Raw genomic sequence first — 22,944 nt, 5'->3', positions numbered from 1 at the left:
ATGCGGTAAGAATTTACAAACTGTGATCGCGGCAACTGACTGAACTTATTGAGTGAATGGTTCTGATTACATAACCCAGGGTTATTAAAAATATACCTTAAATTCACTTTAAATTAACAAAACATTTACACACACTGTCTGTGGCAATAATAAAATACCCTACACGGAGCCACCTATGAGCACAAAATGGTCACCGCAAGAAGTGATTCACCGGGATTACAACAATCATCCCCCAGCCCACGCGCCGGGCTATAAAACCAGCGTGCTGCGCTCGCCGCGCAATGCCCTTATCTCGCTGCAAAATTCGCTGTCAGAAATCACCGGCCCGGTCTTCTCCCAGCAGGATCTCGGCCCGCTGGATAACGATCTTATCCTCAACTACGCCAAAGACGGTTTGCCTATTGGCGAACGCATCATCGTTCATGGCTACGTGCGCGATGGCTTCGGCCGCCCGCTGAAAAATACGCTGGTTGAAGTGTGGCAGGCCAACGCCGGGGGCCGATATCGCCATAAGAAGGACCAGTATCTGGCTCCGATTGACCCCAACTTTGGCGGCTGTGGGCGCGTTCTCACTGATGAAAATGGCTATTACTTCTTCCGCACCATCAAGCCCGGCCCATATCCGTGGCGTAACCAGGTGAGCGACTGGCGTCCTTCGCATATTCACTTCTCTATTTTTGGCGAAGCCTTCGCCCAGCGCCTGATCACCCAGATGTATTTTGAGGGTGATCCGCTTATCAAGCAGTGCCCTATCGTCAAAACCATCAATAACGATGATGCCGTACGTACGCTTATCGCCGAGCTGGATACCCATGCTGCCGTACCGCTCGACTGTCTGGCCTATCGTTTCGATCTGGTGCTGCGCGGCCAGCGCGCCACGTTGTTTGAAAATCGTACTCAGGGGGCTGCACGATGAAAGACTATTTACCGGAAACGGCGTCACAAACCGCCGGCCCTTATGTGCATATTGGCCTAGCGCCGGATGCCGCAGGCTTCCATATTTTTGAGAAGAATTTTGGTTCAACCCTGACCAACAGCCACACGCCCGGAGAGCATATTGCCATCGAGGGGCGCGTGTTCGACGGCTCCGGCACACCGGTGCGCGATGTGCTGATTGAAATATGGCAAGCCAACGCCGCCGGGCGCTATAACCATGTCGCGGACCAACAGCACGAAAAAACGCTGGATGAAGATTTTCGCGGCTGGGGTCGCGCCTGCTCCAACTTCGATAGCGGCGTCTGGCGTTTTGATACCGTTAAGCCGGGACAAGCGGTCGGCCGCGATGGGCGCATGATGGCACCGCACGTCAATCTGTGGATCGTGGCGCGCGGGATCAACATCGGTCTGAATACGCGGATGTACTTCCCAGACGAGCAAGAGGCAAACAGCAAAGATCCTGTGCTGAACCTGATTGAGTGGGAAGTGCGTCGCAAGACGCTGATTGCGCATAAAGAGACGCGCGGCAATGAGACGGTGTATCGGTTCGATATTTATTTGCAGGGCGAAAACGAAACGGTGTTTTTTGATCTGTAAGGTTAGTGCGCTTTGACCCGGCGTCGCATTTGTACTGCCGGGTTACCTATCGCAAAGTAGCCCGGCCGAGCGCAGCGACGCCGGGAACGTCTCTAATCCAACAAATCGCTTGTCTGTTAAACCGCACAAATGTTAATAATAATTTGCTAGCAAGTTATCAAATTTAAACAACATTACTTGTCACTCATGCCGCTCTGTTTTTAACATCGCTTATGGAAAAAAACGCACTCTTTAGTCAGCGCATTCGCCTGCGCCATCTGCACACATTCGTAGCCGTCGCCCAGCAAGGAACTTTGGGGCGAGCGGCTGAAACCCTTAATTTAAGCCAGCCAGCGCTCTCCAAGACGCTCAATGAACTTGAACAGCTAACCGGTACACGTCTCTTCGAACGTGGCCGTCTGGGGGCTCAACTCACCCTCGTGGGTGAACAATTTTTAACCCATGCCGTGAAGGTGCTTGATGCGCTAAATACCGCGGGTCAGGCGCTGACACGTAAAGAAGGTGTTAACAATGATGTTGTGCGCATCGGTGCCCTGCCCACCGCAGCGCTCGGCGTGCTCCCTGCCGTTATCGGACAATTTCATCAGCAGCAAAAAGACGTGACGCTTCAGGTCGCCACCATGAACAATACGATGCTGCTGGCGGCGCTGAAGTCCGGTGATATCGATCTGGGCATTGGTCGCATGTCCGACCCGGAACTGATGACCGGGTTGAACTATGAGCTGTTGTTCCTGGAATCATTGAAGCTGGTCGTCCGTCCCGACCACCCGCTGCTGCATGAAAATATCACTCTGAGCCGCGTGCTGGAGTGGCCGGTAGTGGTTTCACCGAAGGGTACCGTTCCCCGCCAGAATGCGGAAACGCTGCTCCAAAGCCAGGGCTGCAAAATGCCCGCAGGCTGCATTGAGACGCTTTCCGCGTCGCTCTCCCGCCAGTTGACGGTCGATTTCAACTATATCTGGTTCGTCCCTTCCGGCGCGGTGAAGGACGATTTGCGCCGCGGCGTGCTGACCGCCCTGCCGATTGCGACGCAGGGTCAGGGTGAACCCATTGGTATCCTGACGCGAGTGGATACCCCGCTTTCTTCCGGCGCGCAGACGCTATTGAGCGCAGTTCGCAAGTCAATGCCTTCCTGAAAAATCACCCGGGCCCGTCGCCTGGCGGGCTAAGTTCCTTCGTTTTTCCGCACCCTTTTACTATTGCTCTACGCAATTAATGCGAAATTATTTATTAACAATTGCGCAATGCAATTTAACAGATCTATCATACCTATAATTTAACCAAATGGTTCATTCGTTATTGCATTGGCAAACCAAATACTTCATTTAGAAGCACGCTAGCATTTCATTCAAAACAAAAGCACAGCACAAAACACACCACATGGTTCAACTGTGCACATTTTGCTGTTTTAAGGAGAACGGTATGGCAACTGGCAACGTGCCACGAGGATTCCCACGAATTCTGCAGTGGCTTCTTATCGCGCTGATGTTGATCGTCGGCCTGGCTATCGGCGCGCTGGGGGCTAAGCTCGCCAGCGTTGGTGGCACCTGGTTCTTTACGCTGATGGGTATCGTGATGGTGGTCAGCGCCATTCTGATCGCGCGTCAACGTCGTGCCGGGATTGTGCTGTACGCGCTGGCGTTTATTGTGGCGATCGTCTGGTCTATCAGCGATGCGGGCTGGGATTTCTGGCCGCTCTTCTCGCGCCTGTTTACCTTTGGCGTACTGGCCTTTCTTTGTGCGCTGGTATGGCCGTTTATGTCCCACGCGCAGCCTGCGAAAAAAGGCCCGGCATTTATCCTCGCCGGGATTATCGCCGTTATCCTGCTGGTGAGCGTTGGCGGCATGTTCAAGCCGCAAACGCTGGTCTCCGCGACGGAACCGGTACCGGTTAAACCGGTCGCACCAGGCGAAGCGCAGAAAAACTGGGAGCATTGGGGTAACACCACCCACGGCGACCGTTTTGCCGCGTTAGATCAGATCAACAAGCAGAATATCGATAAGCTGCAGGTCGCATGGGTTGCTCATACCGGTGATATTCCACAGAGCAACGGCTCCGGTGCCGAAGATCAGAACACACCACTGCAGATTGGCGACACGCTGTTCGTCTGTACGCCGTACAGCAAAGTGCTGGCGCTGGATGTCGATTCAGGCAAAGAGAAATGGCGTTACGATTCCAAAGCCACCGCGCCAAACTGGCAGCGCTGCCGTGGTCTCGGTTATTTTGAAGACACCCAGGCCCTGACCACGCCAGCCACGGCAACGCAACCCGCCGCCTGCCCGCGTCGTCTGTTCCTGCCTACCACGGATGCCCGCCTGATTGCCATCAATGCCGATAACGGCAAAGTGTGCGACGACTTTGGCGACCACGGTGTGGTTGATCTGAGCGTCGGTATGGGCGATATCAAACCGGGTTACTACCAGCAGACCTCTACGCCATTAGTGGCGGGTAACGTGGTGGTGGTCGGCGGTCGCGTTGCCGATAACTTCTCTACCGGTGAACCGCCGGGCGTAGTTCGCGCATATGATGTCCATACCGGCAAACTTGCCTGGGCATGGGATCCGGGCAACCCGAATCTGACCGGTTTGCCACCAGAAGGCATGACCTACACGCGCGGTACGCCGAACGTCTGGTCCGCCATGTCTTACGACGCCAAGCTGAACCTGATTTATCTGCCAACCGGTAACGCCACCCCAGACTTCTGGGCCGGTGAACGTACCGCGCTCGACGATAAATACAGTTCCTCTATCGTGGCGGTTGACGCTACCACCGGTAAAGTACGCTGGCACTATCAGACAACCCACCACGACCTGTGGGACTTCGACCTGCCTTCTCAGCCGCTGCTGTATGACCTGCCAGATGGTAAAGGCGGCACCACGCCGGTGCTGGTACAAACCAGTAAACAGGGCATGATCTTTATGCTCAACCGTGAAACCGGCGAGCCGGTAGCCAAAGTCGAAGAACGTCCGGTTCCGGCGGGCAACGTTCCTGGCGAGCGCTACTCTCCGACTCAGCCTTACTCCGTCGGCATGCCGATGATCGGCAACGAGCAGTTGAAAGAATCCGATATGTGGGGCGCTACGCCGGTTGACCTGCTGCTGTGCCGCATCCAGTTTAAAGAGATGCGTCATCAGGGTATCTTCACCCCGCCGGGCGAAGACCGTTCCCTGCAGTATCCTGGCTCACTGGGTGGGATGAACTGGGGCAGCGTATCCGTTGACCCGAACAACAGCCTGATGTTCGTCAACGATATGCGTCTGGGCCTGGCAAACTACATGGTGCCGCGCGCCAATGTGGCGAAAAATGCCAGCGGCATCGAGATGGGTATTGTACCGATGGACGGTACGCCGTATGGCGCAATGCGCGAGCGTTTCCTGTCTCCGCTGGGTATTCCGTGCCAGAAGCCACCGTTTGGCACGATGTCCGCCGTGGACCTGAAGTCCGGGAAGATTGTCTGGCAGGTGCCGGTAGGTACCGTTGAAGACACCGGTCCGCTGGGGATCCGCATGCACATGCCAATCCCTATCGGTATGCCAACCCTGGGCGCTTCTCTGTCTACCCAGTCTGGTCTGCTGTTCTTCGCTGGCACTCAGGATTTCTACCTGCGCGCGTTTGATACCGCAACCGGGAAAGAGATCTGGAAAGACCGTCTGCCGGTCGGCAGCCAGTCAGGCCCAATGACTTACGTTTCGCCGAAGACCGGCAAACAGTACATCGTGATTAACGCAGGTGGCGCACGTCAGTCGCCGGATCGCGGTGATTACATCATTGCCTACGCGCTGCCGGATAGCCACTGATAGTCGAACTATCGTGCGCGTATTGTGCCTGATATTGCTACGCTTATCAGGCCTTCACTGCCTCGCCACCTTTATGGTGGCGAGGCTTTTTTATTGATAGACCCTCGCTTAAAACGTTTCCCAGTTATCCGCGCCGGCGGTTGCCGCAGTCGGACGAGCCGGGTTAAACGCGGCTTTTGCTGTGGCTTTGACCGTTTCAACACGTTCACTTGCCTGTAAGCGGAAAGTGCCGACCGCTTCGGTTAAGCGCGCTGCCTGCTCTTCCAGTGACGCTGCCGCCGCAGAGGCTTCTTCCACCAGCGAGGCGTTCTGCTGGGTGACGTTATCCATTTCGGTCACCGCCTGGCTCACCTGCTGAATCCCGCGATTCTGCTCATCAGAAGCCGCTGCAATCTCCAGCATAATGTCGGTCACGCGTTTCACCGCATCAACAATATCGGTCATCGTGGTCCCCGCGCGCACCACTTCATCAGACCCACGTTCAATTAACGTTACCGATTCGCTGATAAGCCCTTCAATCTCTTTTGCGGCCTGGGCGCTGCGGCTTGCCAGCGTGCGAACTTCACTGGCGACCACCGCAAACCCGCGCCCCTGCTCGCCCGCACGCGCCGCTTCTACTGCGGCGTTCAGCGCCAGAATATTAGTCTGGAATGCAATGCTGTTAATCACCGAGGTGATTTCCGAGATTTTCTTCGAGCTGGTCGAGATACTGCCCATCGTTGATACCACGCCCGATACCAGTTGCCCGCCGCGGGAGGCCTTGCCGGAAGCATCTTCCGCCAGCTTGCTGGCATGGTGTGCATTCTCGGCGTTCTGTTTCACCGTCGCCGCGAGCTGTTCCATGCTGGCCGCCGTCTGTTCAATGGCCGCCGCCTGCTGTTCGGTACGCGAAGAGAGATCGGTATTACCAACGGAAATTTCGCTGGTTCCGCGATAGATCTCTTCCGCGCCCTGACGCACGGTACCCACAGTCTGCACCAGCGCATGCTGCATTTTTTGCAGGTTGCCGTTGAGCTGACCAATTTCACTGCGTCCTACGGGTTCATCTGCCATGGTTAGATTGCCGCTCGCAATCTGGGCAATACGCGCGCCCGCTCGCTGCAGCGGCAGGATCACCACGCTACGCAGGGTGGTAAAGGTAATAATGGTCATCACTACGGCGAGAATAAAAGCACCGACCATAAACAACACGCCCAGTCGGGTACGGTCATGCGCTAATGCCGCAAGCTGGTTAGCTCGTGCGGTACGAATATCAATCACCTTCAAGCGCACGTCGTTATAGGCATCGTCGAGCGCGCGTGCCTGTTCGCTTTCATAGTTGATGATGGCTTCAAACATGCCGTTTTTTGCATATTTCAGCATCGGCGTCATGCCGTCTAAATAGGCGCTATAGCGCTGATTCATTTCGGCATCCAGCGCTTCATCGGCCGCCGTTTTCACGCTGCGATTGGTGTAGAGTTTGAACCCGTCCTGAGAGCGTTTAATTCTGTTTTCTGCCGCTGCCAGGTTCTTCTTCATGCTCTCCATCTCGGCGATACGGCTGTCCGCCCCGGCATGAATCATCATAATACGGGCTTCACGCAGGTAGTTGGCGCTGTCAGAAAGCCCAACGCGGACCTGCAGTTCCTGCGTCACATCGCGCTGGTCGTTATCGGCTTTCCACATGAAATAGCCTGCCAGCCCTGAACTCAAGGCAAACAGCACCAGAATACCGCCCAGCACAAAACCGAAGAACGGCACCAGGCGGATATGATGCAGAAAGCTGACCTTTTGCGAGCGATTCGGCTGCGCGGATTTTTTTTCCATGAGTAACTCTCTTGTACTTGAGGTAAGTAATAGAGTCATCGGCTATAGACGCTGAATTCTTATCAGGAAAGGTGCAAAACGTAAGGCGGGTCACACTTCAGAAAACCAGCGGGAAGATCCCGCTGGTTGAGGGTAATTATTTATCGCCGAAATGAATCACGGTACGGATAGATTTCCCTTCGTGCATCAAGTCGAACGCTTCGTTGATCTGGTCCAACGGCAGGCGGTGGGTGATAAACGGATCGAGCTGGATTTTGCCCGACATCGCCTCTTCCACCATCCCAGGCAGTTGGGTACGGCCCTTCACGCCGCCGAACGCAGAACCGCGCCATACGCGGCCTGTCACCAGCTGGAACGGACGGGTTTTAATTTCCTGACCTGCACCGGCCACGCCGATGATAATGCTTTCGCCCCAGCCTTTGTGGCAGCATTCCAGCGCCGAACGCATGACGTTAACGTTGCCAATACATTCAAAGCTGAAGTCGACGCCACCGTCGGTCAGTTCAACGATCACATCCTGAATCGGTTTATCGTAGTCTTTCGGGTTGATAAAGTCGGTGGCACCCATTTCACGCGCTAAGGTGAATTTTTCCGGGTTGGTATCCACCGCCAGAATGCGTCCGGCCTTCGCCTGCACCGCCCCCTGAATAACCGCTAAACCAATGCCGCCGAGCCCGAAGACGGCCACGGTGTCGCCTTCTTTCACTTTCGCCGTGTTATGGACCGCGCCGATCCCGGTAGTAACACCGCAGCCCAGCAGGCAGACTTTATCCAGCGGTGCCTGTGGGTTCACCTTCGCCAGTGAAATTTCTGCACAGACGGTGTACTCACTGAAGGTACTGGTGCCCATGTAGTGATAAATCGGTTCACCGTTATAGGAAAAACGGGTGGTGCCGTCCGGCATCAGGCCTTTACCCTGAGTGGCACGTACGGCCTGACAGAGGTTGGTTTTGCCCGATTTACAAAACTTACACTCGCCGCATTCGGCGGTATAAAGCGGGATCACATGGTCGCCGGGCTTAAGGCTGGTAACGCCTTCACCGACTTCAACCACCACACCGCCGCCTTCATGGCCAAGCACCGCCGGGAATACGCCTTCTGGATCATCACCAGACAGCGTGAAAGCATCGGTATGGCAAACGCCGGTATGGGTGATTTTGACCAGCACTTCGCCCTTTTTCGGCGGCGCCACGTCAATTTCAACAATTTTCAGCGGCTGACCAGGGCCAAACGCAACTGCAGCACGTGATTTCATAACTGTCTTTTCCATTAGGGGATTATTTTAAATAGGATCGAAGCAGGAGACCTACCTCAGCCATGCGCACCGCGCGCTGATCAGGCGTGGTTTCGCCGCTCACCAGTTCATCTTTAAGGTGCATCTCAACCATTTCACCCATCAGGCCGTTAGAGGCCCCACGGATAGAGGCAATCTGCTGCAGAATGGTCAGGCAGGAGTCACCCGATTCCAGCGCACGCTCCAGGGCTTCAACCTGCCCTTTGATACGACGTACCCGGCTTAAAGCCCGTTTTTTGTCTTCGAGTGAATGCGGCATAGGCCCTCCGATAGTATAGGGGGGTATACTATCAAGTTCATTGCTTTGATGTAAAATAAATGTTTTAAATTTTTACTTGCTCAAGCGCATAGACAGCCCCAAACGGGTTTACTCCCCCAGAGCTCTTAGTTTAGACGTTTATGAGGTGACCGTAGGACAGGCCTATGCCGTTATAGCAATTTGGATGGGAGTAAAAACAGACTGGCCCGATAAGAATATCGGGCCGGGAGAACTATCAGGACTGGAGGGTCGCCAGGCGAGCCGCAAAGCCAACAAACACCAGGCCAATCAGGCTGTTGCCAATTTTTGCCAGCTTTTTACGCGTTTTCACATAGCGCGTCACCAGCGAGCCGGAGACGATAAGGAAGCTCAGGTAGGTAAAGCTCACCAGTTCCAGCGTCAGCGCCAGAATAAAGAACGCCAGTCCGGGGGTTTTCGCGTGGACATCAATAAACTGCACGAAGAACGAGACGTAGAACAAAATCGCTTTCGGGTTGGTCAGGCTCAACGTTAACGCACGCTTAAAGATGGCGTGGCCCGGCTCCGCGGCTTCGTCATGTTCGGCATTTTTACGCTTAAGCGTGCTGTAAAGCATCTTGCCGCCGAGATAGAGCAGATAAATCGCCCCAAGATAGCGCACAATATTAAACAGCACCGGCGTGGTTTTAATCAGCGTGGCGACGCCCGCAAACGAGAGAGACATTAGAACGGCATCGCCAATAAAGACCGCAAGCGCCGCCATATATCCTTTGCGGATACCGTGCGACACGCCGGTCTTCAGTACGAAGAAGGTATTTGGCCCCGGCACCAGAATAATAAAGATGGCCCCGAGCAAATAGGTCCAGTAATTAAGTACACCAAAATCTGCGAACACCCTGTTCTCTCCATTCATACGTCAAATATATGACTTATGGTAGCGCAGAGAACAGGGAGTTGAAAGCAGGTTAACGCTTGCGTGGCATCATGCGCAGCAGCGTGTTGTCCTTCCAGATATAGTGGTGCGCCAGCGCCGCAAGCGCGTGCAGGCCAATCAGCCAGTAGCCGAGGTTCGCGAGGAACACATGATAGTGTTTCAGCGTATCCACAAGGTCAAAATTCCCCTCAGCGGCATGCGGCATGGTGAGGCCAAACGCCAGCCACGGATTACCGCGGTTGTACATCATCACCAGACCAATCAGCGGCAGCGCAATAAACAGCAGGTAGATTGCCAGGTGTCCCAGATGCGCCATCCCGGTCATCATCGGCTTTGGCTTCGGCACAATAGGCGGCGCCGGGCGCTTCAGACGAATGAGAAGACGCGCCACCATCAGCACCAGCACGCTGATCCCGCAGGAGACATGGATCATGTTGATGACCGGGCGGTCGCTACGGGGGAAAAATCCGCGCAGTTCCATCGCCGCATAGGCTACCACCACCAGCAAAAATACCAGCCAGTGGATAGCAATTTGTAAGCGGGAATATTTATCGTTCATCGCCAAAATACTCTGAGAAGTAACATAAAAAAGCAAAATAGCCGCGATTCATTAAAATTTCATTAACTTTTTCAAATCGATACAAATTAAATTTCCGCGACAACGTTGCCCTTCCCGGCTCGCTGAACTAAGCCTGGACAGATGAAATACATAATCCACACTTATTAATTGAGTCAATCTGACGTACGCGTATTGGGCTGATACCCATCACTGACAGGAGAGCACCATGAGTAAAATTGGCATTAACGGGTTTGGGCGTATTGGTCGTCTGGTTCTGCGCCGTTTACTGGAAGTTTCCAGCAGTCATGAAGTGGTCGCAATTAACGATCTGACCTCCCCCAAAGTTCTGGCCTACTTATTGAAGCATGACTCCAACTACGGTCCGTTCCCGTGGAGCGTTGATTACAACGATAACGCGCTGATTGTGAATGGTAAAACCATTACCGTTTACGCTGAAAAAGAGGCGAAAAATATTCCGTGGACCGCCCAAGGTGCAGAGCTGATTGTCGAATGTACCGGCTTTTATACCTCGACGGAAAAATCGCAGGCGCATATTGATGCCGGGGCAAAAAAAGTGCTGGTCTCCGCGCCTGCTGGCGATATGAAAACGCTGGTCTTTAACGTCAACGACGATACGCTGAACGCCAGCGATAAGATTATCTCCGTTGCGTCCTGCACCACCAACTGTCTGGCGCCAATGGCTAAAGCCCTCCACGACGCGTTCGGCATTGAAGTAGGCACCATGACCACCATCCATGCCTATACCGGCACGCAGTCGTTGGTTGATGGTCCACGAGGCAAAGACCTGCGCGCGTCTCGCGCCGCGGCGGAGAATATCATTCCGCACACCACCGGGGCGGCAAAAGCGATTGGTCTGGTGATCCCGGCGCTAAGCGGCAAACTGAAGGGCCACGCTCAGCGCGTGCCAACGAAAACAGGGTCAGTGACCGAGCTGGTCTCGATTCTCAGTAAAAAAGTCACCGTAGATGAAGTGAACCAGGTGATGAAGAACGCCGCGAACAACAATGAGTCATTTGGCTATACCGAAGAGGAGATTGTCTCTTCCGATATTATCGGCACACATTTCGGCTCCGTCTTCGATGCGACCCAAACTGAAGTGACCGAAGCGGGCGGCCTGCAGCTTGTCAAAACGGTCTCCTGGTACGATAACGAATATGGCTTTGTGACCCAGTTGATTCGCGTACTGGAAAAATTCGCCAAAATGTAAACACGCCGGCGGGCGGCATCACGCCCCCGCCGTTTCCACGCAAAAAATGGTCGTCTGATTTTCGGTTGCTGCCCTTTTGCGCTCTGCGACACACTCCGATTGCACACACAACCGGAGAATCACATGAACTTCACTCAACTGCACCATCAAAGCGCCCCACTGCTCATCGCGAATGTCTGGGATGTCCCGAGCGCCCTGGCCGCACAGCGTGCCGGTTATCAGGCGCTGGGAACCTCCAGCGCCGCCATTGCCGACATGTTGGGATACCCTGACGGCGAAGGGATGTCGTTTGCGGAGCTGCGCTATATTGTGGGCCGCATCCGTGCCGCGACGACGCTGCCACTGAGCGTTAATATTGAATCTGGCTATGCCGAATCCGTGGGCGATATCGTGGATAATGTGCTGCAACTCTCTGCGCTTGGCGTAGCGGGAATCAATCTGGAAGACAGCCACGTACGCGACGGCCGCCGCGAACTCCTTGATGCTGAACATTTTGCAAAGCGCCTGCAAGCCATTCGGGAGGGATTGGCGACCCACCGCGTTTCGCTCTTTCTCAACGCGCGTACCGACCCCTTTTTACTCGGTATGCCAGAGGCGTTAAGCGTGACACTGTCACGAGCATCGTTGTATGCCAGCCATGGCGCTGATGGTCTGTTTGTCCCCTGCGTTCACCATCCCGAGGATATTGCGGCGTTAGTCAGGCAAACCGCGCTGCCGCTGAACGTGATGGCGGTTCCCGGTCTTGCTGATTTCGCGACGCTTTCGGAACTTGGCGTGCGTCGAATTTCCATGGGCAATGCCGTGCATAGTGCATTACAAACTCAACTAAACCGTCTACTGTTATCGCTTCGCCATCAGCGGTCCTTTGCAGGAGTCTTTGACGATGAAAGTCACCGATAGCGTCCAATGCGATACCTGGTACCAGGCGCTGCTGGCGCGTGCCCCGGAGTACACCGGCGTCTTTTACGTCGGGGTGAAAACCACCGGTGTGTTCTGTATTGCGGTTTGCCGGGCGCGCAAGCCCAAACGTGAAAACGTCGAGTTTTACCGTGATTTTAAATCGGCGCTGGACGCAGGCTATCGTCCCTGCAAAGTCTGTCGGCCAACGGAAAACGCCTGTAGCGCGCCTGATTATATTGAACAGGCGTTGGCGTTGGTTCGTCAGACGCCTAAAGTACGCATCAGCGATGCCAGACTGCGTGACAGCAACATCAGCCCGGAGCGCGTGCGTCGCTGGTTCTTACAGCATCATGGCATTACCTTTCAGGCTTTCCAGCGTATGCAGCGAGTTAACGTCGCATTGCAGGAGCTAAAGGGTGGCCGTAGCGCCACGGATGTCGCCTTTGATAGCGGCTACGAGTCGCTTAGCGGCTTCGGCTACACCTACAAAAAACTCACCGGCCATTCGCCCACGATGGCGCAGCAAACGCTGCTCATTCACCGTTTTACCACGCCGATTGGGCCGATGTTCGTTTGTGCCAGCGAGCGCGGGGTGTGTCTGTTGGAATTTGTTGACCGCCGGATGCTCGAGACCGAATTTAGCGACCTCCAGCGCCTGCTGAACGCCCGCATTATTGCCGGTCAAAACGAGCATATCCGCCAGGCAGAAAACGAGATTGCCGAGTATTTCGCCGGCAAACGTCTGAGGTTTACGCTGGCGCTGGATACGCCAGGCAGTGAGTTCCAGCGCCGTGTCTGGCAGGCGCTAGCCGAGATTCCCTGCGGGGAAAGCACCCATTATCAGGCGCTGGCGGAAACGCTCAATAAACCGACTGCCGCTCGCGCCGTGGCGGCCGCTAATGGTGCCAACCGCATTGCTCTCGTCATTCCCTGCCATCGGGTGATCGGCAAAGACGGCAGCATGACCGGCTATGGCGGCGGTGTGGCCCGTAAGCGCTGGTTGCTGGAGCATGAGAAAAAGATCGTGGCTCGGTGAGTTCCCGGCGTCGCGTTGCTTGCCGGGCTACGGGTCTTGTAGGCAGGATAAGCAACGCCGCCATCCGGCAATCAGCGCCTGAATCGCCTGATGGCGCTGCGCTTATCAAGCCTACAAACCCGTACGCTGGGATTTGCGCTTAACCCTGAGTTTGCAAATAGACCATCTGGGTTTGCAGATACTCATTCAGCCCATGCTTACCGTCAACGCCGCCGATGCCGGACTTACGCCAGCCAGCATGGAAGCCCTGCATCGCTTCAAAGTTTTCGCGGTTAATATAGGTTTCACCAAACTTCAGACCGCGTACGGCTTTCATCGCCTGGTTGAGATCCCGGGTATAGACAGAAGATGTCAGTCCATAATCGCTGTCGTTGGCCATCTTCAAAGCGTCATCCAGCGTATCGAACATCACCACCGGCAGCACCGGACCAAAGGTCTCTTCGTGCATGATGCTCATCTCCTGACGAACGTCCAGCAGCAGCGTCGGCGGATAGAAATAGCCCGCGCCATCGACGGCTTTGCCACCAAGTACCACTCGCGCCCCCTGAGAAACGGCTTTCGCGACTTTTTGCTCAACGCGCTCCAACGCGGCAGCATTAATCAGCGGCCCCATCGCAATATCGTTGCGTTTTGCCGGGTCGCCGAATGCCACCCCTTTCATCGCTTCGCCCAATTTATTGACAAAGCGGTCGTAGATACCTTTCTGCACGTATACGCGCTCAGCGCAGTTACACACCTGTCCGGTGTTGATGACGCGGGAGTCGACAATCGCTTTAACCGCCAGCTCAAGGTCGGCGTCGTCCAGCACAATCGCCGGTGCTTTACCGCCAAGTTCAAGGCAGACTTTGGTGATATTTTTCGCCGCGGCGGCCATAATTTTCTCGCCCGCCCCGACGCTGCCGGTCATGCTGACCATGGCCACTTTCGGGTTGCCTGCCAGCTCCTGACCGACGGTTTCACCACGCCCCAGCACCAGGTTGAAGACCCCTTTAGGCAAGCCAATCTCGTGAACGATTTCAGCAAAAGCGATAGCGTTATTCGGCGTAAACTCACTCGGCTTAATCACAATGGTGTTACCGGTGATAAGCGCAGGCGCGAGCTTGCGCGCTATCAGGAAGAACGGGAAGTTCCACGGTAGAATACCGGTGGTAACGCCCAGCGCACGTTTAAAAACAAAGATGTTCTCACCTGGACGGTCGCTTTGCAGTATTTCCCCTTCATAACGGCGCGCCCATTCCGCCATGTATTCGATGTAGTCCGCGGTAAACCCCACCTCGACTTCCGCCAGCTGTTGAATTTTGCCACCCTCAGCCACAATCATCTGGCTGATTTCTGCCGCGCGTGCGCGAATACCGGCAGCAATTTTACGCAACCATCCGGCGCGTTCGATAGCAGGCAGCGCTTCCCATGCTGGCTGCGCGCGCTCGGCGGCATCAATCGCCCGCTTCGCATGCTCGGCATCACCATCAGGAATTCGGGAAAGGCACTCTTCGGTCGACGGGTTAATCACATCAATCCAGCTATCGCCCTGCCAGCTGACGAACTGACCATCAATATACATCGGATGTTGCACGGGTGACGTCATGTCCTGCTCCTGTCTGCGTTAGGTAGTTAACAAGTAAAGATATTGTTAAATACATATACACTTTGGCAACTTTTCCAACTGGTCATGTCCGTTTCTGTGAAGCAACACGAAAAGATAGTTCGCTAATTTTTTCTCATCCTCGGTGCTGATTGAACTACGGTTTATCGCACAAGCACTATCATTGAATATATTGTCTTCTTATTTCGGTTTTACCGAGTTCAATCATGCATAAAATCCCAGGCGTTCTGGCATTTACGTCGGCCCTGTTGCCGGCCACTTTCAGCTTTGCTGATGAGATTAATCTCTACTCCGTTAATACCGGTTCGTTTGTCTACCACCTGACGGGTAACCACGGGCAATATACTGAAGAATTCGACAACAACTACTTTTCAGTCGAACGTAAATTTTCTGAGGATTCGAAATATAGCCTGCTGGTCGGGACGATGAAAAACAGCTTTGATGACCGCTGTTTTTCGATAGGCGTAGGCCGTGACTGGTTGAAAGGCAGTGGCCCCACCGAGGGTTGGACGTTTAAAGGCGTTTATGCCTATACGGGCGAATTCTTTTTTGATGCCTTCAGCCACTGTGGGGATTCCGGCACCTATCATACGGCGAAAAAAATCACTGGTGTGGGCTTCTCGCCGTATATCTACCACGGGCTGCAATATAACTTCACCGACTATTTCGGCATCGAAAGCGGCATTATTTTACCGTCGATTTTTGTTATTACCGTGCAATGGAGTTTTCGTTAATCCAACCGCTTCGGCGGTCGGTCGCTATTATCCCAGCGTACGACTGGCTAATACCTGTTGAAGTAGCGGGTCAGCGCTGAGCTGTGCCCAGGCGGCCTCTACTTCAGCGGGAATATCGACGTGAGCAATGAAATCCTTACCGCGTGGTCCATAACCCTGCGCATCATCGCGAAGGCGTGGAATTTCACCGAGCAGCAGCGATAAATAGCGCGCTACCGGCCATAGCCCCGCCTCAGGCTGGCGATAGCCAACGCCTTCCTCAGTATTGATCAGTTCCGGTACGTAGCCCGGGTAGCTTAACCATCGCGGCGCGTTTTCCACCTCTTGCCAGACGCGGGCAAAGGTTGCCATAGTGCGGCGCTGCATGGTTGGGTCCTGCACCACCGTCACCCTGGCCGCGTGGATGCCACACGCTTCCATTACCCGACGGGTAAACCAGGCGTTCTCACCGCAGTTCGTCGACTGGTCTTCCACCACAATGCGGTCTCGCGGGATCTGCCAGAAGCGGTGCGCAATTTCCGCCAGCAGCGTCGCCTCCGCCTCCCCGTTCGTTTCGATGCTTTGATAGCGCGGGTGCTGTGCCATCGCCTCATAGAGAAAGTTGGTCGAATGACCAATACCACCGCTGATTAACAGTGAACCGCCGTTTTGACTGACCAACCGACAAGCGGCATCGATAGTAGGCATCACCGCATTTCCGGCCATCACCACCCACTGCGTTTCCTCAGCCTCTGGCGAGCTGTCAAAATCATTTTGCGCCAGCCAGCGGCCCAGTAAGTTGGCCGCCATCAGCGTTTCCTGCGGTAAATATGACACGTTCATGGTCCTCTCAACTCTCCTCATTCGTGCAAATTGGCGGGCACGGCCTCACGTTAATCACACCATTTTGTAACAATCATGAAATAACCAGAAACATCTAAAAACAGCGCGGTTGCACCTGAATAAAACGCTATTTCTATAACACAATCCAGAATTTACTACCGTTATAATTAGGATAAATAGTCAGTTAAAACAAAAATGATGCTCGTTTTTATTCACAAATTTCAATGATGCGCTTGCCAAAGATAACGCCCATATCTAAGTTGCTTAACAAACACACAACCTTTTTCACAATCCAGGTTGCACCATTCCATAAAAAAGGTGATACCTGATTTTAACCCAATGTGGCGGGAGTTATTCTTCATGACAATACAAGAAAGTAGCACCACGATCCTGAAAAAGAATAAGAGGGTCCTGATTGCTAGCCTAACCGGCAGTTCCATTGAATGGTTTGACTATTTTTTATACGGAACGGCCGCCGCACTGGTGTTTAATAAGATCTTTTTCCCGATGGTTGACCCGGTCATCGGCCTGATTCTCTCCTACCTTTCCTTCTCGCTCACGTTCTTTATTCGTCCGATTGGCGGCGTTATTTTCGCTCACATTGGCGACCGCATCGGTCGTAAAAAGACGCTGGTGTTAACCCTGTCGCTGATGGGAAGTGCAACAGTGATGATTGGTCTGCTGCCGACCTACGACATGATTGGTATCTGGGCACCGATTCTACTCATTCTGATGCGTATTATTCAGGGGATTGGCATCGGCGGTGAATGGGGTGGCGCGCTGCTGCTGGCCTATGAATACGCGCCGGAAAAGCGTAAAGGCTTCTTCGGCAGTATCCCACAGGCGGGCGTGACGATTGGGATGCTGATGGCCACTTTTATCGTCTCGCTGATGACGCTGTTCAGCGAAGAGCAGTTCCTCTCCTGGGGCTGGCGCATTCCGTTCCTGATGAGCGCGGCGCTGGTGCTGATTGGCCTGTGGATCCGTAAAGATATCGATGAAACGCCGGAATTTAAGAAGGTGAAATCCTCCGGTAAAGTGGCTAAAGCGCCGCTGCGCGAAACCCTGACCCATCACTGGCGTGAAGTGATTATCGCCGCTGGCCTGAAGGTGGTGGAAACCGCACCGTTCTATATCTTCTCCACCTTCGTGGTGAGTTACGCCACCACAACCCTGACCTATCAGAAGTCGCAGGTGCTGGAAGCCGTCACGCTTGGTGCGCTGGTGTCAACGGTGATGATCCCGCTGATGGGCCTGCTCTCGGATAAAATTGGTCGTCAGCGAATGTACGCCATTAGCGTCGTGCTGCTGGGTCTGTTCATCGTGCCGTGGTTCCTGCTGCTCAACACCGGCACCACCTGGGGGATCACCCTCGCAACGGTTATCACTTTCGGGATTTTATGGTCACCGATTACCGCCGTGCTGGGAACGCTGTGCTCGGAAATCTTTAGCGCCAACGTACGCTACACCGGCATCACGCTGGGCTATCAGATTGGCGCTGCACTGGCAGGCGGTACCGCGCCGCTGATTGCAACCGGTCTGCTGGCAAAATACAACGGCGATTGGGTACCGGTGGCCTGGTATCTGGCAACGACGGTGGCGATTTCTCTGACGGCGATTTTCTTTGCCAGCCGTCGTAAAAATGCAGCCGCGTCGGTGAACGCGCAGACCAGTCAGATTTAATCTGTAGGCCCGATAAGCGAAGCGCCATCGGGCAGCATTGAGCCTAGTGCCGGATGGCGGCTCCGCCTTATCCGGCCTACACCCCCATCCCATAGCAAACAAATAGTCACCTTCCGATAACATTTATTTTTCATATTCACTTGAATTATGGTTTTCGGCGAACGTAGAATCATTAGAGCTCTAATGATCATGAATACATCGCCTATGGATAACCGTCAGCTTAGTTTTTCTCATCTCCTCTATCTCACCGCCCATCACTGGCGGCTGGCGGTAAACCGTCGGCTGAAAGATCTCGGTATGAGCCAGGCCACATGGGTCGCCGTGGCCAGCATTGCGCGCAACGAACAGCCACTGTCGCAGTCTGAACTTGCTCAGGAGTTGGGAGTAGAAAGCGCCACCGTGGTGCCGCTTATTAACCGTCTGGTAGAGGCTGGGCTGGTCGAGCGAGTCCTCACCGAGCGTGATAAACGTAAGCGGCTGCTGGTCGCGACGCCAAAAGGCCTTGAGCTTTATCACCAGGTAAAAGCCGTGGCGGATGAACTGCGTGAAGTGATTCTGACGGTGATTACTCCAGAAGAACAAGAGATTACCCAGCGGGTGCTCACCCGGTTGCTGCACGAAGTGGAGAAAAAATAATGGCTCCACCGCGTCGCGACCCCTACGCCCCGCACGACTGGGCGCCCCACGAAAAACCGGCGATCCTCGGCTCTCCATCAACGCCGATTCACAGCGCACCAAAACGTGTCGCCTACGGCATCGTCGGCCTGCTGGTTTGTCTCACCGGTGCGTTGGGCAATGCGGTCGTCACCGCGAATCTGCAAAACCTTCAGGGTTCATTTGCCGCCTGGTCGACGGAAATCGCCTGGCTGCCTGCTGTTTACGTCATGAATAACGTTTCCATTAACCTGCTGCTGGTGAAATTTCGCCAGCAGTTTGGTCTGCGGGCGTTTACCGAAGGCTTTCTGGTGCTGTATGTGCTGGTGACCTTCTTTCACCTGTTCGTCAACGACCTCAGCTCGGCGCTGATGGTGCGCGCCGCCCACGGTATGGTGGCGGCGGCCTTAAGTTCGCTCGGGATCTATTATCAGGTGCAGGCCTGGCCTGCTAAGCACCGCCTGAAAGCGCTGACCATTGGGATAACCGGCTCGTCGCTGGCTATTCCCATCGCAAGGCTGTTCTCGACCGAACTGTTACAAATTGACGAATGGCGTGGACTCTACTTCTTTGAATTAGGCCTGGCGCTGGTGTCGCTCGCCTGCGTTATTGCCCTTAAGCTACCGCCGAGCGACCGTAAAAAGGTGTTCGAGAAGAAAGATTTCATCACCTTTATTTTACTGGCCCCCGGTATGGCGCTGATATGCGCAGTGCTGTCCCTGGGGCGTCTCGAATGGTGGTTTGAAGCGCCGTGGATTGGCTGGTCGCTCGCCACGGCGATTGTGCTGATTGTCTCTGCCATCATCTTTGAACATAACCGTACTAACCCGCTATTAAACACTCGGTGGCTCTCCAGCGGCAGTATTCTGCGCCTGGGGCTGATTATGGTGCTTATCCGTATCGTGCTGGCGGAGCAGAATACCGGCGTTATCGGCTGGCTTCAGTACGTGGGGCTGCAAAACGAGCAGATGACGACGCTGGCGTGGTCGATTTTTGCAGGTATTACCTGCGGGATTATCGCCAGTTGCCTGACGCTCAACCCGCGGCGACTTTACTGGCCCACCGCCACGGCACTGACGCTCATCATGATAGCCTCGCTGCTGGACAGCCAGTCCACCAGCCTGACGCGCCCTGACCAACTGATGTTCAGCCAGTTCCTGCTCGGCTTCGGCAGTGCCTTTTTCCTCGCGCCCGCCATGTTGGCAGGCATCGGCGGCGTTATTGCCGACCAGCGTAATCTGGTGAGCTTCTCGGTGCTGTTTGGCATGAGCCAGAACATTGGCGGCCTGCTCGGTTCGGCTATCCTCGGCACCTTTCAGACCTGGCGAGAGAAGTTTCACTCAAGCCAGCTTGCCGACCAGATAACCACCCTCAATCCGGTCATTAACGAGCGGCTACAGCTTTACGCCCAGCAGTATCAAAGTCAGCTAGGCGACAGCGCGCTATTGAACGTTCAGGCCAGCGCCGTACTGCAAAACCTCTCCACGCTGGAGGCCAATATTCTCGCCTACAATGATACTTATCTGCTGACGGCAGCCATTTCTGCCGCCACGCTGCTATGGGTGTTCTGGCGATTATTAAGACTGCGTATTACCGCCCACATCGCGCTGAAACGTGCGACGGGCAGCAAATAACAACAAGAGAGATCTGGAATCGTTATGAGTCAGCAGGATGCGGCCAAGCAACAGGCCAATACCCGAAACAATATCCGCGTGGTATCCATTTTTACCGCCGCAGCCATCGGTCTCGTCGGCGTACTGGTTGTCCTGTACGCCTGGCAGCTACCGCCGTTTACCCGCCACAGTCAGTTTACCGATAACGCCTACGTGCGCGGCCTGACCACTTTTATCAGCCCGCAGGTCAACGGCTACGTGACCGGCGTTAACGTGCAGGACTTTAACCAGGTCAAAAAGGGACAGGTGCTGTTCCAGATTGATGACCGCATCTATAAGCAGCGCGTGCATCAGGCGCAGGCGCAGTTGGCGATGAAGGAAGCGGCGCTACGCAATAATCTTCAACAGCGTAAAAGCGCCGAAGCGGTGATTGCGCGTAATGAAGCGGCGCTGCAAAACGCCCGCGCACAAAATCTGAAATCGCAGGCGGATTTAAAACGCGTGCAGGATCTGACGGCCGACGGTTCGCTGTCGATTCGCGAACGTGACTCGGCGCGTGCCAGCGCCGCCCAGGGCACCGCGGATATCGAGCAGGCGAAGGCGACGCTGGAGATGTCGAAGCAGGATCTGCAAACCACCATCGTCAACCGGGATTCGCTGGAAGCCGACGTGGCGAACGCTAAAGCCTCGCTGGAGCTGGCGGAAATCGATCTGCAAAACACGCGCATTATCGCCCCCACCGATGGCCAGCTTGGGCAAATCGCCGTGCGGCTTGGCGCATATGTCACCGCCGGAACGCACTTAACGCCGCTGGTGCCACCGCAGCATTGGGTTATCGCCAACCTGAAAGAGACCCAGCTTGCCACGGTGCGAATTGGTCAACCCGCGACCTTTACCGTTGATGCGCTGAACAGCGAAAAATTCAGCGGCACCGTACAGAGCATTTCACCGGCAACCGGCGTGGAATTCAGCGCGATATCGCCGGATAACGCCACCGGCAACTTCGTTAAAATCGCCCAGCGTATTCCGGTACGCATTGCCGTGGATGAAGGACAGAAAAACCTGCAGCGACTGCGTCCGGGGATGTCGGTACAGGTCACCATAGATACCCGCGCGGAGGCGAAGCCATGATCCGCCCCGTCGCCCTTGCGCTGGCCCTCGCGCTGGTTGGCTGTCAGTCCGCCGACGTGCAGCGTGCCGAGTCTACGCTGACCATTCCTGCTGCCTGGCGCGCCGACATTGGCCCAACGAGCCCGGTTGAGGGCGTATGGTGGCGCAACTTTCACGACAGCGCGCTGAATCAGTACGTTGACCAGGCGCTGCGCTACAACAGCGACGTGCTGATTGCGCGCGAGCGGGTAAACGAATATCAGGCGCGCGCCTACGCCGCCGACAGCAGCCTGTTCCCTACCCTTGATGCCGGGCTGAGCGGTACTCGCGCTCGCTCACAGTCGGCCGCAACGGGCTTGCCCATTCACAGCACGGTCTATAAAGGCGGACTGACCGCGAGTTACGATGTTGATCTCTGGGGGGCAAATCGCAGCGCCGCCGAGGCCGCCAAAGCAAGCCTGGAAGCACAAAAAGCGGCCGCCGCCGCCGCGGATTTAACGGTCGCCACCTCGGTGTCCGTCGGCTATATCACCCTGCTGTCGCTCGACGAACAGCTACAGGTTACGGAGCAGACGCTGAAATCCCGGGAAGCGGCGTTTACGCTGGCGAAAAGACAGTTTGAAACGGGTTACACCTCCCGCCTTGAGCTGATGCAGGCCGATTCTGAACTGCGCGCAACCCGCGCTCAGGTGCCGCTGCTGCGCCATCAAATCACCCAGCAGGAGAACGCGCTGAGCGTGCTGCTTGGCAATAATCCTGGCAACGTTAAACGCAACGCGTTTGATAAACTGACCCCGCTTTCGCTACCGTCGCAACTGCCTTCTACGCTGCTTAATCGCCGTCCCGATATTGCCCAGGCCCAGCGCCAACTGCTCGCCGCCGATGCCACTCTGGCATCCTCAAAGGCACAACTGCTGCCATCGATAAACCTGACGGCAACCGGCAGTTTACAAGACCGTACCCTGCCGGACCTGCTCGATAACCCGCTGCGGCTCTGGAGCATCGGTGGCAGCATTCTGGCACCACTGCTCAACCGTCAGGCGCTGAATGCCCAGGTGGACGTGTCGATGGCGCAGCGCAACCAGGCGCTGTACAGCTATGAAAAAACGGTGCGCAACGCGTTTAAAGAGGTCAACGATAGCCTCGATGCCATCACCCGCTATGGCGAGCAGCTCAGCGAACTCCAGGGACAAGAAGAGGTGGCGCAAGAGACGCTGCGTATTGCGCAGAACCGCTATAACAACGGTTACTCTTCCTATCTTGATGTGCTGGACGCGCAGCGTACCTTGTTCTCAACACAAATCAGCGTGGTGCAGGTGAAAAACAATCTGCTACTGGCGCAAATCGATCTTTACCGGTCGCTCGGAGGCGGCTGGTCTTCGCTGTCAGGCTGACAAAT

The 22,944-nt window shown here is 55.0% G+C and carries 20 protein-coding genes; 13 read left to right on the top strand and 7 right to left on the bottom strand.

The window, feature by feature from the left end:
- The first annotated feature begins 175 nt into the window (after window positions 1–175).
- From pcaH to RDN66_RS16805, 4 genes are all read left to right on the top strand, one after another.
- On the top strand, window positions 176–916 hold the full coding sequence (gene pcaH, locus RDN66_RS16820) for a protocatechuate 3,4-dioxygenase subunit beta (protein WP_035893211.1): 741 nt from the start codon (window positions 176–178) through the stop codon (window positions 914–916).
- Window positions 913–1,533, top strand: a complete 621-nt coding sequence (pcaG, locus tag RDN66_RS16815; protein ID WP_035893209.1) for a protocatechuate 3,4-dioxygenase subunit alpha — start codon at window positions 913–915, stop codon at window positions 1,531–1,533. The genes pcaH and pcaG overlap by 4 nt, the downstream gene beginning before the upstream one ends.
- Window positions 1,534–1,745: 212 nt before the next feature.
- The gene (locus RDN66_RS16810) at window positions 1,746–2,669 is read left to right on the top strand and encodes a LysR substrate-binding domain-containing protein (RefSeq protein ID WP_202217921.1); all 924 of its coding nucleotides are present in this window, start codon (window positions 1,746–1,748) and stop codon (window positions 2,667–2,669) included.
- Between the two features lie 286 nt (window positions 2,670–2,955).
- Window positions 2,956–5,331 (top strand): glucose/quinate/shikimate family membrane-bound PQQ-dependent dehydrogenase, encoded by a 2,376-nt coding sequence (locus RDN66_RS16805; RefSeq protein ID WP_202217920.1) that lies wholly within the window; start codon window positions 2,956–2,958, stop codon window positions 5,329–5,331.
- A 108-nt stretch (window positions 5,332–5,439) separates the two neighbouring features.
- Here RDN66_RS16805 and RDN66_RS16800 read toward each other — a convergent pair whose 3' ends face one another.
- The 5 genes from RDN66_RS16800 to cybB form a co-directional block, all read right to left on the bottom strand.
- Entirely contained in the window at window positions 5,440–7,137 is a 1,698-nt protein-coding gene (locus tag RDN66_RS16800; RefSeq protein ID WP_202217919.1) for a methyl-accepting chemotaxis protein, read from the bottom strand.
- A 136-nt stretch (window positions 7,138–7,273) separates the two neighbouring features.
- Window positions 7,274–8,392: an S-(hydroxymethyl)glutathione dehydrogenase/class III alcohol dehydrogenase gene (locus RDN66_RS16795; protein ID WP_035893203.1), complete on the bottom strand. Its 1,119-nt coding sequence runs from the start codon at window positions 8,390–8,392 to the stop codon at window positions 7,274–7,276.
- Between the two features lie 22 nt (window positions 8,393–8,414).
- Window positions 8,415–8,690 (bottom strand): metal/formaldehyde-sensitive transcriptional repressor, encoded by a 276-nt coding sequence (locus tag RDN66_RS16790; RefSeq protein ID WP_035893201.1) that lies wholly within the window; start codon window positions 8,688–8,690, stop codon window positions 8,415–8,417.
- A 235-nt stretch (window positions 8,691–8,925) separates the two neighbouring features.
- Window positions 8,926–9,564 (bottom strand): leucine efflux protein LeuE, encoded by a 639-nt coding sequence (gene leuE, locus RDN66_RS16785; RefSeq protein WP_202217918.1) that lies wholly within the window; start codon window positions 9,562–9,564, stop codon window positions 8,926–8,928.
- A 70-nt stretch (window positions 9,565–9,634) separates the two neighbouring features.
- Window positions 9,635–10,162 (bottom strand): cytochrome b561, encoded by a 528-nt coding sequence (gene cybB / locus RDN66_RS16780; protein WP_123652148.1) that lies wholly within the window; start codon window positions 10,160–10,162, stop codon window positions 9,635–9,637.
- A gap of 226 nt (window positions 10,163–10,388) precedes the next feature.
- Between cybB and gap the strand changes: the two genes are divergently transcribed.
- From gap to RDN66_RS16765, 3 genes are all read left to right on the top strand, one after another.
- A complete protein-coding gene (gene gap / locus RDN66_RS16775) occupies window positions 10,389–11,390 on the top strand; it encodes a type I glyceraldehyde-3-phosphate dehydrogenase (protein ID WP_308538043.1) in 1,002 nt (333 codons plus the stop codon).
- A 123-nt stretch (window positions 11,391–11,513) separates the two neighbouring features.
- Window positions 11,514–12,290, top strand: a complete 777-nt coding sequence (locus RDN66_RS16770) for an isocitrate lyase/phosphoenolpyruvate mutase family protein (protein ID WP_308538042.1) — start codon at window positions 11,514–11,516, stop codon at window positions 12,288–12,290.
- A complete protein-coding gene (locus tag RDN66_RS16765; protein ID WP_123652145.1) occupies window positions 12,274–13,326 on the top strand; it encodes a bifunctional transcriptional activator/DNA repair enzyme AdaA in 1,053 nt (350 codons plus the stop codon). The genes RDN66_RS16770 and RDN66_RS16765 overlap by 17 nt, the downstream gene beginning before the upstream one ends.
- 139 nt (window positions 13,327–13,465) lie before the next feature.
- On the opposite strand, the gene aldA is transcribed toward RDN66_RS16765, so the two are convergent.
- Window positions 13,466–14,911, bottom strand: a complete 1,446-nt coding sequence (aldA, locus tag RDN66_RS16760; RefSeq protein WP_308538041.1) for an aldehyde dehydrogenase — start codon at window positions 14,909–14,911, stop codon at window positions 13,466–13,468.
- Between the two features lie 224 nt (window positions 14,912–15,135).
- On the opposite strand from aldA, the gene RDN66_RS16755 reads away from it, so the two are divergent.
- Window positions 15,136–15,663, top strand: coding sequence for a hypothetical protein (locus RDN66_RS16755; RefSeq protein ID WP_308538040.1), 528 nt, complete (start codon window positions 15,136–15,138; stop codon window positions 15,661–15,663).
- Window positions 15,664–15,690: 27 nt separating this feature from the next.
- On the opposite strand, the gene RDN66_RS16750 is transcribed toward RDN66_RS16755, so the two are convergent.
- The gene (locus RDN66_RS16750; RefSeq protein ID WP_202217915.1) at window positions 15,691–16,485 is read right to left on the bottom strand and encodes a YdcF family protein; all 795 of its coding nucleotides are present in this window, start codon (window positions 16,483–16,485) and stop codon (window positions 15,691–15,693) included.
- Between the two features lie 360 nt (window positions 16,486–16,845).
- On the opposite strand from RDN66_RS16750, the gene RDN66_RS16745 reads away from it, so the two are divergent.
- The 5 genes from RDN66_RS16745 to RDN66_RS16725 all read left to right on the top strand — a co-directional run bounded on the left by RDN66_RS16745 (window position 16,846) and on the right by RDN66_RS16725 (window position 22,939).
- On the top strand, window positions 16,846–18,168 hold the full coding sequence (locus tag RDN66_RS16745) for an MFS transporter (RefSeq protein ID WP_123652142.1): 1,323 nt from the start codon (window positions 16,846–16,848) through the stop codon (window positions 18,166–18,168).
- A gap of 204 nt (window positions 18,169–18,372) precedes the next feature.
- The gene (locus RDN66_RS16740) at window positions 18,373–18,804 is read left to right on the top strand and encodes a MarR family transcriptional regulator (RefSeq protein ID WP_308538082.1); all 432 of its coding nucleotides are present in this window, start codon (window positions 18,373–18,375) and stop codon (window positions 18,802–18,804) included.
- Entirely contained in the window at window positions 18,804–20,456 is a 1,653-nt protein-coding gene (locus RDN66_RS16735) for an MFS transporter (protein ID WP_308538039.1), read from the top strand. The genes RDN66_RS16740 and RDN66_RS16735 overlap by 1 nt, the downstream gene beginning before the upstream one ends.
- A gap of 24 nt (window positions 20,457–20,480) precedes the next feature.
- Complete coding sequence (locus RDN66_RS16730; protein ID WP_035893177.1) at window positions 20,481–21,566, top strand: HlyD family secretion protein; 1,086 nt, start codon at window positions 20,481–20,483, stop codon at window positions 21,564–21,566.
- A complete protein-coding gene (locus tag RDN66_RS16725; protein WP_202217912.1) occupies window positions 21,563–22,939 on the top strand; it encodes an efflux transporter outer membrane subunit in 1,377 nt (458 codons plus the stop codon). Before RDN66_RS16730 ends, RDN66_RS16725 begins: the two co-directional genes overlap by 4 nt.
- The last annotated feature ends 5 nt before the right edge of the window (window positions 22,940–22,944 follow it).

The sequence above is a fragment of the uncultured Kluyvera sp. genome, assembly GCF_902485085.1.
Lineage (GTDB): Bacteria > Pseudomonadota > Gammaproteobacteria > Enterobacterales > Enterobacteriaceae > Kluyvera > Kluyvera ascorbata.
This window is presented reverse-complemented; position numbering and strand designations above follow the sequence as displayed.